We start from the raw sequence: 16,792 nt of genomic DNA, 5'->3' as shown, positions 1-16,792 counted from the left end.
AAAAACATAAATATATGAGATGTTTTAAATATTACAGGAGTATTTATTACAGATGTATTGCGCTCTTGTTTACCGTTTTCTTGACTTCGGTGTTTTTTGCGCAAACTGCATCCGCTAAAGTTAACGGAGTTATCAGAGATAATAAGGGCAATTTGCTTTCAGGTGTACTTGTAACGATACAAGAATCTACTGTTAGCGCTACGTCGGATGAGTTCGGTAAGTTTTCTATTCCGGTTGTTGTAGGTGATAAATTAACATTTACTCTTGCAGGATACCAGACTGTAATCAAAGTGGTGGATATGGATGTTGCAACCATTGATGTTGTAATGCCTGAGCTTAAACTTGGTAACAGAGATCAAGACATAGTCCCGATTGCTTATTCAAGCAAAAACAAAAGAGATTTAACATCATCTGTCTCAATGACTACATTTGATGATTTTGGTAAACGTAAGGATATGAATACCATGAATGGATTGGGTGGGCTTATAAATGGTCTCGCAGTTCTCTCTTCTGGATGGTCAGACACCGGTGTTGGTACAAGCTTTTATATTCGTGGATTAAAAACGGTTAACCAAAATGCACCATTGATATTGGTGGATGATGTTGAGCGGACATTTGACCAGTTAAATGCAAATGAAATTGAATCGATCTCTGTTTTGAAAGATGCCGGAGCCTTGGCGATTTATGGAAATAGAGGAGCTAATGGCGTTATATTGGTTAAAACAAGACGTGGTACAATTAATAAAAGGGATATAGTTATTAATGCACAGATGGGGATGGCACAGTCTCTGCGTTTGCCTAAGATCCTTAATTCGTATGATTATGCCCGTTTGTATAATGAAGCTCAAGTCCTTGATGGTGCTGCTCCAGCAAATCTTAAATATTCAGATGCGGATATCAATGGATATAAAGATGTTGTGAACGGAGTTGCTGGCGCTAATGCGTACAAATATCCAAATGTCGATTTTTACTCTGAGTTTTTGAAACCCATTGTAAAGCAGCAACAATATGACCTCACCATGACCGGGGGGAATGATTTTGCGAAATATTTTGTTTTGCTTGGATATATGAATCAGGAGGGCGCTTATAAGTACGGAGATAACACCTTTTACAGGTATAATTTCCGGTCGAATGTAGATGTAAAACTGAATCCACGTCTTGATGTAAGTATGGATATGTCTGGTCGTCTTGAAAACCAAACAAGACCTGGAGGGAATTATTCCTATTTATTATTTAGCCAGTTTGCAAATACTCCATCCAATGCCTATCCTATATTCAATGAAAATGGAACACTTGGAGGCACCCAAACATATCCACTTAATCCCTACGGGATGATGAACAGACAAGGACAACAGGATCAGACAAACCGCTATTTTAATGCAGATGTGCAATTTAAACTTGATTTGTGTGATATCCTTAAAGGACTAAGCTGGAGAGGAAAGGGAGGACTTGATTTCAGAGATGGAATGATAGTTCAGTTAACATCGTCCCAGTTTGCAGTTTACCAGTTGTTAGCTGATGGTACATACACAGCCAATGGGACAAAAGATCTTGCAAAAGCTACAAACTTTTGGTACACAGGTAAAGATAGACAATTTACTTTCCAAACTTCTTTCAATTATGACAAAACCTGGAAAAATAACCGTATTAATGCGATGACTTTGTTCTATTTGCGTGAACTTAATTCGACTGGTGTTGCTGTTCCTTATAAAACGGTTGGATTTGCTTCTCAGGTTAGTTATGCGTATAAAGACAAATACCTGTTGGATGGAACTGCGAGTTATACCGGATCCGAAAACTTTGCAAGAGGCCATCGCTTCGGTTTATTTCCTGCAGTTTCTGCCGGTTGGATTGTGAGCGATGAGGATTTTCTTAAAGATAATCATGACCTTTCTTTCTTGAAATTAAGACTCTCTTATGGCGCTACAGGATTAGAAAAACCTTTTAATGATAGGTTTTTATTCAGGGAAAACTGGGGAGATGTTTCCGGTTATGCTTTTGGTACAAGTGGTGTTGACAGAACCGGAACAGACCAGACTCGTGTAGGTAACGATAATCTGAAATGGGAGACTTCTTATAAATCAAATGTTGGTTTGGATTTTGGATTTCTGAATAATAGCTTATTGTGGACTATCGATGGGTTCTATGACAAGCGTAAAGATATCGTTGTTCAAAAATATGCTACCACGCCAAGTATGGCCGGTCTTCCGTTGCCTTATGAAAATGCAGGTGAGACTAAAAGCTGGGGATTTGATTCCGAGTTGACTTTTGATAAGCAAATAAGCAAGTCATTGCGTGTGACTATAAAAGGAAATGTGATGCTAACCAGAAGTAAAATTGTTAATATCGATGAATCATTCAAGCAGTATGCTTATCAATATCAGGCAGGAAATCCAATCGGACAACCCTTCGCCTATACGAGCAATGGGTTTTTCACTCAAGAGGAAATCGACCGGAGAGCTCAGGGGAATCTGACTCAGGAAGAAAAAGACAAAGGTTATGATGTTGCTCAAAATGGCGGCAATATACGTGCCGGAGACATTAAATATGTGGACGTCAATGGTGACAAAAAAATTGATTGGAACGATGCAAAACCTATAGCAGGTAGTTCAGTGCCAAATCTGATAAGCGGTCTTAACCTGTCAGTTAAATACAAATTATTTGATTTTGCAGCCCAGTTGATGGGGATGGCTGATCGGTATATTTATATGCCGGGAGTTTATAGTAATAGTTTTAATGGTGGAGGAAATGCTTCGGTTTATGCCTTGCAGGCCTGGACCCCTGAAACAGCAGCAACGGCTATTTATCCCCGTTTGTCTGTAAATAACAATAGCAATAATCAACAATATTCTGATTTCTGGTTTAAAAATGGATCGTTTGTGAAATTAAAGACGGTCGAAATCGGTTATAATTTACCTTCCTCAATTCTTAAAAGCGTTGGCGTTTCTAAAGCAAGGGCATATGTTAATGGGTACAACCTGCTTTCTTTAGATCATGTGAAAGATTATGATCCCGAAGATACTCAAGCTGGCATTAGTCACTACCCAATGCAGCGTATAATCACTTTGGGGATGAATGTAACTTTCTAATTATTACGTAAATATTGAATATTAAAAAATTAGATTCCATGAAATTTACTGCTTTCAAAATATTTTTTGTTGCAATATTCATCGCAATGTTGAGCTCCTGCGAGGGTTACCTGGATCCTGGGTACGATCAGACTCTTACTAAGAGTGACGTATTTTCATCTTACGTTTATGCGCTAAATTATGTCCGGACGATCTATAGTTATTTGCCATCAGGGGCATTCGATGAGACTTTTATGACCGATGAATCCAAGCATACGGATGAGGCATCGCCATTTTTGATCATGAATAATGGCTCATGGACTTCCAGAACATATGTAGGTTCATGGACCTGGGGTCATTACTATGCAGGTATCAGGAGGGTGCATATATTTTTGGATAATGTTGACAAGGCTATGTTTCTTGATGACAATACTTATAAATTGACCCCTAGTGTTAATGATACGTTAAGGAAGCAATTGAGGGGAGAAGCAAGATTCTTACGGGCATTCTATTATTTCGAGCTTTTGAAAAGATTCGGAGATCCCTCTAAAAATCTGGGCATTCCAATCGTTCCTGAAAAAGTCCTTACGATCAATGATACGCTCGATTTTGCGCGAAACAAGTATGATGAGTGTGTGAACTACATCGTTAGTGATTGCGATAATGCGGCTGCAGTTCTTCCTGTAAGACGAGGAGGTTCTGATTATGGTAAAGCGTCTAAGGCTGCCGCATTGGCTTTAAAATCCAGGGTTCTGTTATATGCTGCTAGTCCGTTTGCAAATCCTTCCGGCGATGTGGAGAAATGGAAATTAGCTGCGGATGCTGCTAATGATGTAATAAAATTAGCAGCTGTAATACCAGTCGGATCTAAATCACCAACATACAAATTGACTGATAAAGCTACTGTTTCGAACGATAATATGTTAAGCGTTTTTACAACTCCAGATAACGATGAAGTTTTGTTTTCTAGCCCTGTGGTCCAATCAAATGGTTTTGAAGCAAGTAATTTGCCGCCAAGTTTAGGAGGAGGAGGACAAATTAATCCTACACAGGATTTGGTGGATGCTTTTGAATCCCTCACGGGCTATCCCATTACGGATCCCAAAAGCGGATATAACCCTACTAATCCGTATTACCGAAGAGATAAACGCCTTGCGTATTTTATTGCTTTAAATGGCTCGCAATATGGCGTTGCAGTTAAAGACGAAACTCCTGCTCAGTTAGCAGCCAGGACTCTTGATACGTATGTGGGAGGTAAAGATGGCTTCAACAGCTCAAAAAATGCTACAAAAACAGGGTATTATGTCCGTAAGTTCGTAGATCCTAATGCTGATATTATTCTGAATCGTAAAACAGCCACCCATTTCTGGGTTCATTTCCGATATGCAGAGATATTGTTAAATTACGCTGAGGCTTTGGCTGAAATAGGGAACATCAGTGCTGCTTATGATGCGTTAAAACTTATTAGAGATCGGGCAGGATTAGCAACGCCGTCAGCACTTAAGTCATTATCAAAAGATGATTTCTTAGAAAGAGTTAGAAATGAAAGGAGAGTTGAGCTCTGTTTCGAGGGACATCGTTTTTGGGACGTGCGTCGTTGGAAACAAGGCGAGACATATTTTAACGCACCAATACATGGGATGAAAATAACCAAAAATGGTACTACATTCACGTACGAAGTTTTCAAAGTAGAAGATCGTGTGTTCGATTCCAAAATGTATGCAATGCCGTTGCCATACGATGAAATGCAAAAATCTAAATTACTGAAACAGAATAGTGGTTGGGAATAATTTATAAACTGAAATGATAGGCTATTGCAAATAGATAAAACAAACACTCTTTATTATTTACTTTAAATTTTTGTTATTATGAAAAGAAAAATTTTGACCCTTCTTTTTAGTGGTGCGTTGGCATTGGCTTACGCACAGGATGCTTCTGATTTTGGAGCAAAAGACATTCTTATCGCTAATTTTGAGGATAAGAATCCGTTAGTAACAGACAGTTTATGGATGGACACTCTGAAGACAACTCCCGTCACAGTCCAAAGTGCCAACATAACTTTGGCTGACAATCCTTTCGCTGTGGAAAATACGAGTCCTACTGCGGCGAAATATGTACGTGCAGCAGGTGGTTGGAGATCAATTTATATTCGACTTAACCAAAGTATTGTTTTCTCTCAAACTCCAAATTTTCAGGTTCAGGTGTATCCGGTTGCAGGTAAATCTCCTGCAAAATCCAACATTAGCATTAACCTGATTAACGACAAAGGTGAAATAGTAGCAGTTGGAGGATATAAAGATCAGATTCCTCAGGATGAGTGGACTACAGTTACGGCTTTTTTGGGGAAAAACAAATCATCAGTAAAGTTTAATGCTATTCAAATTAGCATAAACAATGGTGATTCAGTAGCTAAAACTGAAGATACGGAGTATTATATCGACCAGATCGGATTTAAAGCTCCTGCTGATGGTGTAGAATTGCCGGCTACCGTTTTCTACGAAACTTTTGGAGGTTATATTGCTGACTGGGAGAATGGAAAGATACCTGGACAACGAGCGTATCCCTACGTTGATAATAATGGAGTAACAAAATTTGACGGGCCTGGCGAATACGGAACAGCTGAGGGGTATGCGTCTGTTGGTGGTTTTACGTCAGGAATTCCGTTTAAGTTCAGAGATTTTGCAGCAGATAGTGTAGGTACTTTTATTGCCCGTGGCTGGGGAATGGGTGCTAAATATAAAGGTGCTTCTGGTGGTGGACGAATGCAATTTCGCTCTAAGTTTATCGGTACGTTGGAGACTGGTCCTATTGATGTTTCAGGCAATACTGATTTGAATTTGAGCTTCGGGCTTGGAACACAACTCTGGTGGCCTTATAATAGTGAAATTGCAAATGCACGTCCAAAAGTGGAAATCTCTGTAGATGGTGGTAACTTCTATGAAATATACTCAAACAGCACTTTCTTGCAATTCACAGGCGAGCAAGTTGATTTAGGCTGGGGATTGATGGATAAATACGAAGATGAAATTTTCACCTTAGTGGAATATCCATTTACAACTATCGAGGGAGCACCACTGCCTAAAGCCAGTACAATTAACCTTCGCATGAGCTATAAGTCAGGAGCTGATTTCTGGATTGACGATTTGTGGTTGTCAGGAAAATCAGTTTTATCAGGTGTTTCTAATACAAAATCAGATGTGTTTAGAGTATATCCAAATCCTGCTGTAAGCTACATCAAAACTCCTTACGCTCAAAAAGTAGTTATTATGGACCTGAATGGCCGTGTTGTATTGAATGCTCAAAACACTGATAAAGTATCTGTAGCTTCTTTGGCTTCCGGCGTTTATTTTGTGAAAGTAATCAACGATGGTGTGACTAAAATTGGTAAGCTCGTAAAAGAGTAAATCATAAATAAGCTCAAAAGGGTAGGTTAGTCTTTGATTTTCCTACCCTTTTTAATCTAACCCAAATCAATTGTATAATTACCTTGAAATAACATTTTATGAAAAGATTCTATTTTACTCTTCTCGGCATATTTATGCTAAGCCTCTCGGGCTACTCTCAGGATATCACTGTATTTGACTTTGATGGAGTTACTCCTGCTTTTTCCAATGGAGGCTGGGGTGACACTTTTGTGCCTAATGCCAATCCGCTTTCGGATGCCGTGAATAGTTCGGCAAATGTAGGAAAACTTACACATAACGGTGGTTATACTAATGGTAATTCAACTGCAGTTGATATTGACTCGAAAGTTTATTCTTCATATGAAGTTAGTGTATATTCACCAAACACGATTAAAGGTAAAGTCCAAATTCAATTAAAAGATGCGTCTGGTAATCAATTGGATTGGTATGAACAGGCGGTCACGGATTCCACAAAATGGATCAAATATACCCGCAACCTGGTTTGTACTTCAAAAATTACCGCAGTAACAGTTTTCTTCAATAATGGTACTAATTCAACAGGTACAGCAAAGGATACTGTGTACCTTGACAATATAGTATTCAAAAAATCAACTTTTAATACATTATATGGTGAATCATTCGCTGCATCGTGGAGTCCATGGGGTAGTTGGTCAGGAGCTCCCAGTACCAAAGCTGGTAGTTGGTTTGGAAAAGTAAATTTGCAAACTACAGGTGATGCAAATATAAATTTAGATCAGTGGTGGGGTGATCATGGTCATGTTCTGAAAATTACTCCAACTGATGCTGTTGTTATTATACCTGATATTAATGTTGCCGGATTTGACAGCCTGAAGTTATCTGCCGATATGTCATGGCCGTGGAGTCTGACGGAACAAAATGCCGGATATTACAGTGCGAGTGATGCTGATAAATCGCCACTAATTGATGTGAAGATAGGAGCCGGTGATTGGGTGCCTGTACCGACTTCTGCAATTGGACAGAACTGGGCAACTCCTGTTATTCTTTTAAAAGATGTAAGTGGTAATCCGATAAGCAATGTAAATACAATCAGTATCAGACTTTCGCATACACCTTTGTTTACAGCTGTTTATGACAATGTGAAAATTCTTGGTAAAGTACATAATGGTGTCCCCACATCGATAGAAGCAGGAAAACCGAATGTTCTTTCTATCTATCCAAATCCGGCCACCACTTATATTGTGATACCGGCTTCTGCAAAGGCTTCCATCTTTAATTTAAGCGGTGAAATGGTTAAAAGCGCAGAAAACTGCGAGAAAGTAGATGTGTCTTCATTACCTAACGGAGTTTATCTTGTGAAGATGACTGTTGGAAATAGCACTACGCAGAGCAAATTTGTCAAAAAGTAGTTTTAAACAGAGAGAAAGTTCCATTATTGTGTGACTGGCCTTAAGTTTATTCATAAAAAAGAGGGTGTACAGACACCCTCTTTTTTAGTTTTAGATTTCAAAATGTACAAACGACTAAAAAATCTTTATGAAACAGCTAATCTTATCTTCCCTAATCGCGTTTTTCTTGCTATCACAAACTCTTTTAGCTCAGGAAAACAATCAGGTGATTGTCAATACAAATCTAGAGCCTGTTCAATCAGGACAGTATGAACCAACCTGGCAATCGCTCAGTAAATACAAAGTACCAGAATGGTATCGAAATGCAAAATTCGGCATTTGGGCACATTGGGGACCACAGTGTCAGGCCGAACATGGAGATTGGTATGCACGGGGAATGTATGGTCAAAATGATTGGCACGGCAATTATCACCTGGAGCATTATGGTCATCCATCAAAATTCGGGTTCAAGGATATTATTCATGAATGGAAAGCTGAAAACTGGAATCCGGAAAAATTGGTGAAATTGTATAAGGAAACAGGTGCGCAATACTTTTTTGCAATGGCCAATCATCATGATAATCTTGATTTGTGGGACAGTAAATACCAGGAATGGAACTCGGTACGGGTAGGCCCGCAAAAAGACATTATGACCGGCTGGGCAAATGCAGCCCGGAAATATAAACTTCCTTTCGGTATAAGCGTACATGCTTCACATGCCTGGACATTCTACGAACCCGCTCAGGGTGCAGATACTTCCGGGGTGTACAAAGGTGTACCTTACGATGGGAAATTGACCAAGGCCGATGGAAAAGGAACCTGGTGGGAAGGATTGGATCCGCAGGAGCTTTATGCGCAAAACCATGCGTTAAGTAAAGGTTGGGGCTGGGAATGGCAAAAATGGGTAACTCCACCTTCGCAGGAATACTGCGATAAGTTCTACAACCGCACCATGGATTTGATTAACAAATACAATCCTGATTTGGTCTATTTTGACGATACAGCGTTGCCGCTCTACCCGGTAAGCGATGCAGGTCTGAAAATAGCAGCACACTATTACAACCACAATATGGCCACCCACCACGGTAAATTGGAAGCTGTATTGTTTGGGAAAATCCTTAGCGAAGAGCAAAAAAAATGTATGGTGTGGGATGTAGAACGCGGTGCGCCTGATAAAGGTCAGGAATTGGCCTGGCAAACTTGTACCTGTATAGGCGACTGGCACTACAATCGCGGTCGTTACAATGATAATAGTTACAAATCGGCAGCCACCGTTATTCGTACACTGATTGATATTGTGAGCAAGAATGGAAACCTGTTGCTGAATATTCCGGTTCGCGGCGATGGAACGATAGATGACAGAGAAGTTGCTGTTTTGGAAGGAATTGCCAAATGGATGAAGATCAACAGTGAGAGTATCTTTGATACCCGTCCGTGGAAAGTGTTTGGCGAAGGGCCGGCTGTGGAGGCTATAAACCCGATGAAAGAGCAGGGCTTTAACGAGGGGAAAGTCATTTTAACCGCAAAAGATATACGTTACAACCAGAAAAAAAATGTTCTCTATGCTTCATTATTGGGTGTCCCCACCGATGATGTGTGTATGAAATTGTTAGGTAAGAATAAACTAAAAGAGAGAATTAAAAGCATCAGACTTCTTGGTAGTAGTGAAAAACTCGTCTGGAAGCAAAATGCCGATTCGTTGGTTATTCAAAAGCCTGAATTTATTCCAAATGATATTTCGGTAGTATTTGTGATACAAAAAGAGCCCCTGCGTAACGAATAAATGCTGTTTTTTTGTGAAGGGAAGTTGAGAATGGTCTGTTCGGTCGTTACCCGTTCAGGCCATTCTCTTTATTTGTTAATCTGTAGTCGAACAATTCACGTCAAGTGAGTATATAAAATGAAAAAATCAGTCGTACTTCTTTCCATTATTTTTTCTTCTGTGGCAATTTGCGCGCAACAGTTGCCTTACCAGCATCCAGAACTTAGCTCTGAAGAGCGTGCTAAAGATTTGATATCCCGCCTGACTTTGCAAGAAAAGGCAGCATTGATGTGTGACGAATCAGATGCAATTCCGCGTTTAGGGATCAAAAAGTTCAATTGGTGGAGTGAAGCCTTGCATGGCATACAACATGGATATAATGTAACCGTTCTTCCGCAATCAATCGGAATGGCTGCTTCATTTGATGAAAAACTTGTTTTTGATGCTTTTACCGCAGTTTCCGACGAATTCAGAGCCAAATACCACGAAGCGCGTAGAAAAGGATTGGAAAACGGCAAATTCCAAAGCTTGTCGGTTTGGACTCCCAATATAAACATTTTTCGTGATCCTCGTTGGGGTCGCGGTCAGGAGACGTATGGTGAAGACCCCTACCTGACTTCCCGAATCGGAGTTGCCGTTGTTAAAGGGTTGCAAGGTCCTGCTGATTCAAAATACAAAAAACTACTGGCATGCGCTAAGCATTTTGCTGTTCATTCGGGCCCCGAATGGAGCCGACATACTTTAAATGTCAATAATGTAAATCCACGCGATTTGTGGGAAACCTACCTTCCTGCTTTCAAGGCATTGGTACAGGAAGCTGATGTGCGTGAAGTTATGTGTGCCTATCAACGCATAGATGATGAACCTTGCTGTGGAAGCACCCGCTTATTACAAAAAATTCTTCGGGATGATTGGGGGTTCAAATATCTGGTTGTTTCCGATTGTGGTGCGATTACCGATTTTTACAGCACACACAAAGTTTCCTCTAATGACTTTCATGCCGCTTCTAAAGCCGTTTTATCAGGAACTGATGTAGAGTGTGGCTGGGGATATGCATTCAAAAAGTTGCCTCAGTCGATAGATAAGGGATTAATTGACGAAAAGGAAATCGACAAGAGTCTTACCCGGGTTTTAGCAGGGCGTTTTGATTTGGGCGAAATGGACAATGATTCTATCGTTCCGTGGTCAAGAATTCCGATGTCTGTTGTAGATTGCCAGCAACACAAAGATATTGCGCTCAGAATGGCACAGGAATCAATGGTTTTGCTCCAAAATAAAAACAACATCCTTCCTTTATCCAAATCGGTAAAGAAAATAGCTGTGATTGGCCCTAATGCCGATGACAAACCCATGTTATTGGGCAACTATAATGGTTTTCCTTCCAGTATCACCACCATTCTCGATGGCGTTAAATCAAAACTTCAGGCTGATAAAATATTGTACGATAGGGGTTGTGATTTGATTGAAAATAAAATCACCCAAAGTCTTTTCGATAACTGTTTGTTCGAAGGAAAAACAGGTGTGAAGTCAACTTATTGGAACAACAAAGAGTTCAAGGGCGAAGCTGTGGCTGTCGAACAGCTTACAAGCCCGATACAATTGACAACTGCCGGTCAGAACCGGTTTGGTCGCGGGGTCAATCTCAGAAACTTTTCCGGGAAATATCAAACCGTTTATCAGTCTGACAAATCCGAAGAATTAGTAATAAGGCTGGAATTTGCAGGGAAATGCCATGTGATTGTCAATAATGACACTTTGTTTAATAAAGAGGTGTGGCAAATTGCGCCTATCAGGCTTCCGTTTAAAGTAGAAAAGGGAAAAGAATATAAAATTGAGGTCGGATATTCGGCTATATACAAAGATATGGATGCCAGCCTGAAATTGAATATAGGCAGGGAAATTCCCGTTGATTATAACGCATTAATTCAAAAACTGAAGGGAATTGACGAGGTAATTTTTGTGGGTGGTATTTCTCCAAAAGTAGAAGGAGAGGAAATGCCGGTTGAATTTAATGGCTTTAAAGGAGGTGACCGAACCAATATCGAACTTCCTGAATCGCAACGCAAATGTTTGCAGGTTTTGAAAAAAGCAGGCAAGAAAATCGTATTCGTTAGCTGCTCAGGTTCGGCGATAGCTTTGACACCTGAAACCGAGAGTTGCAATGCCATTCTTCAATCCTGGTATGGTGGCCAATCCGGTGGACAGGCTGTAGCCGATGTCTTGTTTGGCGATTACAACCCATCGGGAAAACTGCCGGTTACTTTCTATGAAAATTCAGACAAACTGGGCGATTTTGAAGATTACTCGATGAAAGGTCGTACCTACCGTTTCACTGACGATGCGCTTTTCCCCTTTGGATATGGGTTAAGCTATACCACGTTCAAAATTGCGGAGGCTAAATTGAGCAAGACAACAATAAAATCGGATGAATCAGTTCAGTTGACCGTTCCTGTGACGAATTCTGGCAAACGTTCCGGTGTTGAAATAGTGCAGGTGTATGTGCGTAAAGTGAACGACATTGAAGGTCCGTTGAAAACCCTGCGTGGATATAAACGTGTGGAAATTCCCGCAGGTAAAACTGCGCAGGTTTGCATAGAATTAAATCCTTCTTCTTTCGAATTTTTTGACTGGAGCCAACGTAAAATGATGGTCACTCCGGGCGAATACGAAATCTTATACGGGAAAAGTTCTTCGTTGAAAGATTTGAAGAAAATGAACGTAACCATAATCAAATAATAATGACTACACATAGGTTTAACATAATTGTGCTATTCCTATTGGTATTTGCCAATATTGTAGCTTATGCTCAAATTCCTTTACAAGTGAAGGTAGAAGGCGGATGGGTGAAGGGAGTTCATGAAAATGATTTGACGATATTCCGGGGAGTTCCGTTTGCTGCACCTCCTGTAGGTCAGTTGCGCTGGAAAGCGCCGCAGCCTGTCGTCGGTTGGAAAGGCGTAAAATCAGCCGAACATTTTGCACCCGCGCCTATGCAGACCGGAAATCCCGCCGGAGGTAAAAGCGAAGATTGTTTGTACCTGAATGTGTGGACACCGGTAAAATCAAAATCGGAATCGCTGCCTGTCATGTTGTGGATTTACGGAGGTGGATTCAGCTCCGGCTCTACTGCCGATTACTGGTACGAAGGAAGCGAATTGGCTAAAAAGGGCGTCGTTTTTGTAAGTATTGCCTATCGAGTTGGGCCTTTGGGCTTTTTGGCGCATCCATCGCTCAATGCCGAAAACTCGAATCATGTTTCGGGAAATTACGGCTTGCTGGATCAGGTTGCTGCATTAAAATGGATACAGAAAAACATAGCAAAATTTGGCGGCGACCCACGCAAAGTAACCATTTTTGGTGAATCGGCAGGCGGACTTTCAGTCAGTATGCTATGTGCTTCCCCATTGGCAAAAGGCCTTTTCCGTGGGGCGATTTCGCAAAGCGGTGCTTCGTTTGGTCCCATTGGCACTGAGTTTTATCCTGGAGAAAATATGAAGTTGTTGTCGTTTGCAACCGAAGAAGGTGTTAAGTACGCTCAAAATGCAGGTGCTGCTTCTATCGAAGAACTTCGGAAAATGCCCGCCGACAAACTGCCGATGGGTTGGGGAGCAGGCAGCTCGTGGCCTGTGATAGATGGCTACGTGATTCCCGATGTACAATATAAATTATACGATCAGGGAAAATACAACGATGTGCCGGTGCTGATTGGGTACAATTCGGATGAAGGGCTGAGCTTTTCGCCCGGAAAAACGCCTCAGGAATGTATTGATGCGGTGAAGAAACGCTATGGGAAATTTGCCGACGACTTGCTCAAGGCATATCCTGTGGGCGAAAATTCGGTGCTTCGTTCAGCACGTAACCTGTCGCGCGATGCGGCTTTTGGGTGGCATAACTGGAGTTGGGCGAAATTGCAATCGCAAACCGGCAAATCGAAGGTGTATTATTATTTCTTCGATCAACACCCCGATTACCCCGAAACTTCACCTGAATATGGTCATGGATCGCCTCACGCGCAGGATGTTTCGTATGTTTTTCAGCATTTGAACGCTTCTGATCCCAATACTTCCAAATCGGACTTAGTCATTTCAGAGGCTATGGGTAACTACTGGATAAATTTTGTGAAATCTGGAAATCCCAATGGAGGTACTTTGCCTCAATGGACTCCATTTAACCGTAATAGTCCAATGGTAATGTATTTTGAAGATACTCCACACTTAGGAGCAGTACCCGATGAAGCACCACTTGAGGTGCTGGATAGATATTTTAAATGGAAAATAGGTAGTAGTGAAACAAAATAAATTTGATAGGTCAAATGAAAAAACGCGTGTTTAAAATTGTCATGTTGTTTTTGCTTTTAACAAGTGCTGCAAATGCGCAGTCTTACAGCGTGACAAGTACAGGAGTGAAAGCGGGAATTAACGATTTAACTGTCGAAATCCAGTTTTACACACCCTCTATTGTAAGGGTTGTGAAATACCCCAAAGGAAGTGTGTGTGCAAAGCAAAGCCTTTCGGTAGTGAAATCTCCGGAGAAAGTTTCTTTTATCACCAAAAAAGTTGGTGATAATTTATTATTGAAAAGCAAAGCGTTGAGCGTTGCGATTGATCTGCACAGTGGCCAGGTTGGTTTTTCTTCAGGAAATCAGCTTCCATTGCTAAAAGAAAAAGCAGGCAGTACTTCATTTGCTGAAATCAACGATGCAGGAGAAAAATCATTCACTGTATCTCAATCTTTCGAATTAGACAAAGACGAATGCATCTACGGGTTGGGGCAGCAGCACCAAGGCAAGATGTCGAAACGCAACGTAAGTCTTAAAATGGTTCAGGGCAATCTCGATGACTATATCCCGTTTTTTCAATCCGTTAAGGGCTATGGCCTGTTTTGGGATAATTATTCGTCCACTTATTTTAATGATAATCAAGAACTGACGACTTTTAAATCTGAAGTCGGAGATTGTATAGACTATTATTTTATGAGCGGAGGCAATGCCGATGGTGTGATAGCCTGTATGCGCAACCTTACCGGGCAGGCTCCGATGTTCCCGTTGTGGACGTACGGATTCTGGCAAAGCCGCGAACGTTATAAAACCCAGGATGAGTTGGTAGGTGTGGTGAAAAAATTCCGCGAACTGAATGTGCCTTTGGATGGAATTATTCAGGACTGGCAGTATTGGGGGAACAATTACTTGTGGAATGCCATGGAGTTCCTCAATCCGGGCTTTGATGATCCTCAGAAGATGGTGAATGATGTGCATGGACTTAATGCTCACATGATTATCTCCATTTGGAGCTCATTCGGACCAAAGACAAAGGAATTCAGTGAATTAGAGAAAATGAATGCCTTGTTTAATTTCAAGACCTGGCCTGAATCCGGATCCGAAAAATTCCCGGTTAATAAGGATTATCCTTCCGGCGTTAAGGTTTATGATGCGTACAATCCGAAAGCACGTGATTTATACTGGAAATATCTGAATAATGGCATCTTCAAATTGGGCATGGATGGCTGGTGGATGGATTCGTCTGAGCCGGATCATTTGGATGAAACGCCTGCCGATTTTGACACAAAGACCTACCTGGGCAGTTTCAGGAAAGTGCGGAATGCATATCCGTTGATGTCGGTCGGTGGGGTTTATCAGCATCAACGTGAGGTTTCTTCCGATAAACGGGTCTTTATTCTTACCCGTTCTGCATTTGCAGGTCAGCAACGCTATGGAGCCAATACCTGGTCGGGAGATATTACCGCATCGTGGGAAACCTTGAAAAATCAGATCTCGACAGGTCTTAATTTCTCACTTTCAGCTATACCCAACTGGAACTCGGATATTGGCGGATTCTTTTTGTGGAAATACAAAAATCCCCTCGAAAACCCTGATTACAGAGAGTTACATGTACGTTGGATGGAGTTTGGAACCTTTTGTCCGATGATGCGTTCGCATGGCGAAGGGTATCCACGCGAACTTTACCAGTTTGGCAAGAAAGGCAACCCTACTTACGATGCGATCGAAAAATATATCAACCTCAGATATAGCTTATTGCCTTACATATATTCTGCATCGTGGCAGGTTACGGCCAACCAGTCGAGCATGATGCGTGCGCTAGTGATGGATTTTGCTTCCGACAAACAGGCGATAAATCTCAACGATGAATTTATGTTTGGTAAATCCTTGCTGGTTAGCCCGGTTACACAACCAATGTATTGGAAAAATCAGTTGCAGGGAAATGATTCTGTCAAGGTAGAAGATTACAGTTCGGTAAAAACAAAGACCGTTTACTTGCCGAAGGGAGCGGATTGGTACGACTTCTGGACAGGTGAAAAAGTAAATGGTGGCCAGACCGTTCAAAAAGAAGTTCCTTTAGACATTATCCCATTATATGTAAAAGCCGGTTCCATACTGCCTATCGGGCCAAAAGTTCAATACGCTACTGAAAAGAAATGGGGCAATCTTGAAATCCGCATTTACAGGGGAGCTGACGGTGAATTTACGCTCTACGAAGATGAGAACGATAATTACAACTACGAAAAGGGAATTTATTCTACCATTCATTTTTCATGGAACGATAAACACAAAACGCTTACAATAGACAAACGAAGTGGTCAATTTCCAGGTATGCTTGAAAATCGGAAGTTTAATATAGTTGTAGTTGGTACTGATCGTGGTATTGGTGCTGAGTTATCGGCTACGCCTAATCAGGTAGTTAAATACAATGGCAATAAACTCGTTGTGAATTTTGAAAAATGAAATCAATCGTATAATAATTTATAAACGAAAAGTATATGCATTTACCGATTCTAAGATTTTGCAAAACCATGGAGTTGCGCAACGACCCAGCCTTAATCGAAGCTTATAAAAAAGCTCATGCAAAAGGTGCTGCATGGCCCGAAATAACGCAGGGGATGAAAGATGTGGGTATTCTTGATATGGAGATATATCTGATCGGCACAAAGCTATTCATGATAATGGATACCGTAGCGGATTTTGATCATGACAAGGCGATGGCTGAACTTGCTACAAAGCCTCGACAAAGCGAATGGGAAGCGCACATGTCACAGTTTCAGGACGCTTCTGCCGACGCTTCTGCTGACCAGAAATGGCAATTGATGGAGCGAATTTATAAGATGGGAGAATGATTTTACTGAGAGAAATTTTTAAGTAATGAATAAATGAACCAGCTGTTTGATGAAAGTAAAATG

9 protein-coding genes are annotated in these 16,792 nt (G+C 41.0%); all 9 read left to right on the top strand.

Annotation, left to right across the window (positions count from 1 at the left end):
• Nucleotides 1–14 precede the first annotated feature (14 nt).
• The 9 genes from MLE17_RS13325 (at nucleotide 15) to MLE17_RS13285 (ending at nucleotide 16,729) form a co-directional block, all read left to right on the top strand.
• Nucleotides 15–3,089, top strand: a complete 3,075-nt coding sequence (locus tag MLE17_RS13325; protein ID WP_243349204.1) for a SusC/RagA family TonB-linked outer membrane protein — start codon at nucleotides 15–17, stop codon at nucleotides 3,087–3,089.
• Nucleotides 3,090–3,127: 38 nt separating this feature from the next.
• On the top strand, nucleotides 3,128–4,858 hold the full coding sequence (locus MLE17_RS13320; RefSeq protein WP_243349203.1) for a RagB/SusD family nutrient uptake outer membrane protein: 1,731 nt from the start codon (nucleotides 3,128–3,130) through the stop codon (nucleotides 4,856–4,858).
• A 78-nt stretch (nucleotides 4,859–4,936) separates the two neighbouring features.
• Nucleotides 4,937–6,472 (top strand): T9SS type A sorting domain-containing protein, encoded by a 1,536-nt coding sequence (locus MLE17_RS13315; protein ID WP_243349202.1) that lies wholly within the window; start codon nucleotides 4,937–4,939, stop codon nucleotides 6,470–6,472.
• 98 nt (nucleotides 6,473–6,570) lie between these two features.
• Nucleotides 6,571–7,860 (top strand): T9SS type A sorting domain-containing protein, encoded by a 1,290-nt coding sequence (locus tag MLE17_RS13310; protein ID WP_243349201.1) that lies wholly within the window; start codon nucleotides 6,571–6,573, stop codon nucleotides 7,858–7,860.
• Between the two features lie 127 nt (nucleotides 7,861–7,987).
• Nucleotides 7,988–9,622 (top strand): alpha-L-fucosidase, encoded by a 1,635-nt coding sequence (locus MLE17_RS13305; RefSeq protein ID WP_243349200.1) that lies wholly within the window; start codon nucleotides 7,988–7,990, stop codon nucleotides 9,620–9,622.
• A gap of 117 nt (nucleotides 9,623–9,739) precedes the next feature.
• Nucleotides 9,740–12,337: a xylan 1,4-beta-xylosidase gene (gene xyl3A, locus MLE17_RS13300; RefSeq protein ID WP_243349199.1), complete on the top strand. Its 2,598-nt coding sequence runs from the start codon at nucleotides 9,740–9,742 to the stop codon at nucleotides 12,335–12,337.
• A 2-nt stretch (nucleotides 12,338–12,339) separates the two neighbouring features.
• Nucleotides 12,340–13,899 carry a carboxylesterase/lipase family protein gene (locus MLE17_RS13295; protein ID WP_243349198.1) on the top strand — a complete coding sequence of 520 codons (1,560 nt, stop codon included), beginning with the start codon at nucleotides 12,340–12,342 and terminating at the stop codon, nucleotides 13,897–13,899.
• 14 nt (nucleotides 13,900–13,913) lie between these two features.
• Entirely contained in the window at nucleotides 13,914–16,340 is a 2,427-nt protein-coding gene (locus tag MLE17_RS13290) for a TIM-barrel domain-containing protein (RefSeq protein WP_243349197.1), read from the top strand.
• Between the two features lie 35 nt (nucleotides 16,341–16,375).
• On the top strand, nucleotides 16,376–16,729 hold the full coding sequence (locus tag MLE17_RS13285; protein WP_243349196.1) for an L-rhamnose mutarotase: 354 nt from the start codon (nucleotides 16,376–16,378) through the stop codon (nucleotides 16,727–16,729).
• Nucleotides 16,730–16,792: the final 63 nt, after the last annotated feature.

Origin of the sequence: Parabacteroides sp. FAFU027, assembly GCF_022808675.1 — a bacterium.
Classification (GTDB): domain Bacteria; phylum Bacteroidota; class Bacteroidia; order Bacteroidales; family UBA7332; genus CAXXIC01.
Note: the sequence above shows the minus strand (reverse complement) of the source record. Positions and strands in the feature narration are given on the sequence as shown.

Excerpts from the sequence above, each read along its gene's own strand:
- MLE17_RS13325 (WP_243349204.1), top strand. The coding sequence starts at position 15 with ATGAGATGTTTTAAATATTACAGGAGTATTTATTACAGATGTATTGCG.
- MLE17_RS13320 (WP_243349203.1), top strand. The coding sequence starts at position 3,128 with ATGAAATTTACTGCTTTCAAAATATTTTTTGTTGCAATATTCATCGCA.
- MLE17_RS13315 (WP_243349202.1), top strand. The coding sequence starts at position 4,937 with ATGAAAAGAAAAATTTTGACCCTTCTTTTTAGTGGTGCGTTGGCATTG.
- MLE17_RS13310 (WP_243349201.1), top strand. The coding sequence starts at position 6,571 with ATGAAAAGATTCTATTTTACTCTTCTCGGCATATTTATGCTAAGCCTC.
- MLE17_RS13305 (WP_243349200.1), top strand. The coding sequence starts at position 7,988 with ATGAAACAGCTAATCTTATCTTCCCTAATCGCGTTTTTCTTGCTATCA.
- xyl3A (WP_243349199.1), top strand. The coding sequence starts at position 9,740 with ATGAAAAAATCAGTCGTACTTCTTTCCATTATTTTTTCTTCTGTGGCA.
- MLE17_RS13295 (WP_243349198.1), top strand. The coding sequence starts at position 12,340 with ATGACTACACATAGGTTTAACATAATTGTGCTATTCCTATTGGTATTT.
- MLE17_RS13290 (WP_243349197.1), top strand. The coding sequence starts at position 13,914 with ATGAAAAAACGCGTGTTTAAAATTGTCATGTTGTTTTTGCTTTTAACA.
- MLE17_RS13285 (WP_243349196.1), top strand. The coding sequence starts at position 16,376 with ATGCATTTACCGATTCTAAGATTTTGCAAAACCATGGAGTTGCGCAAC.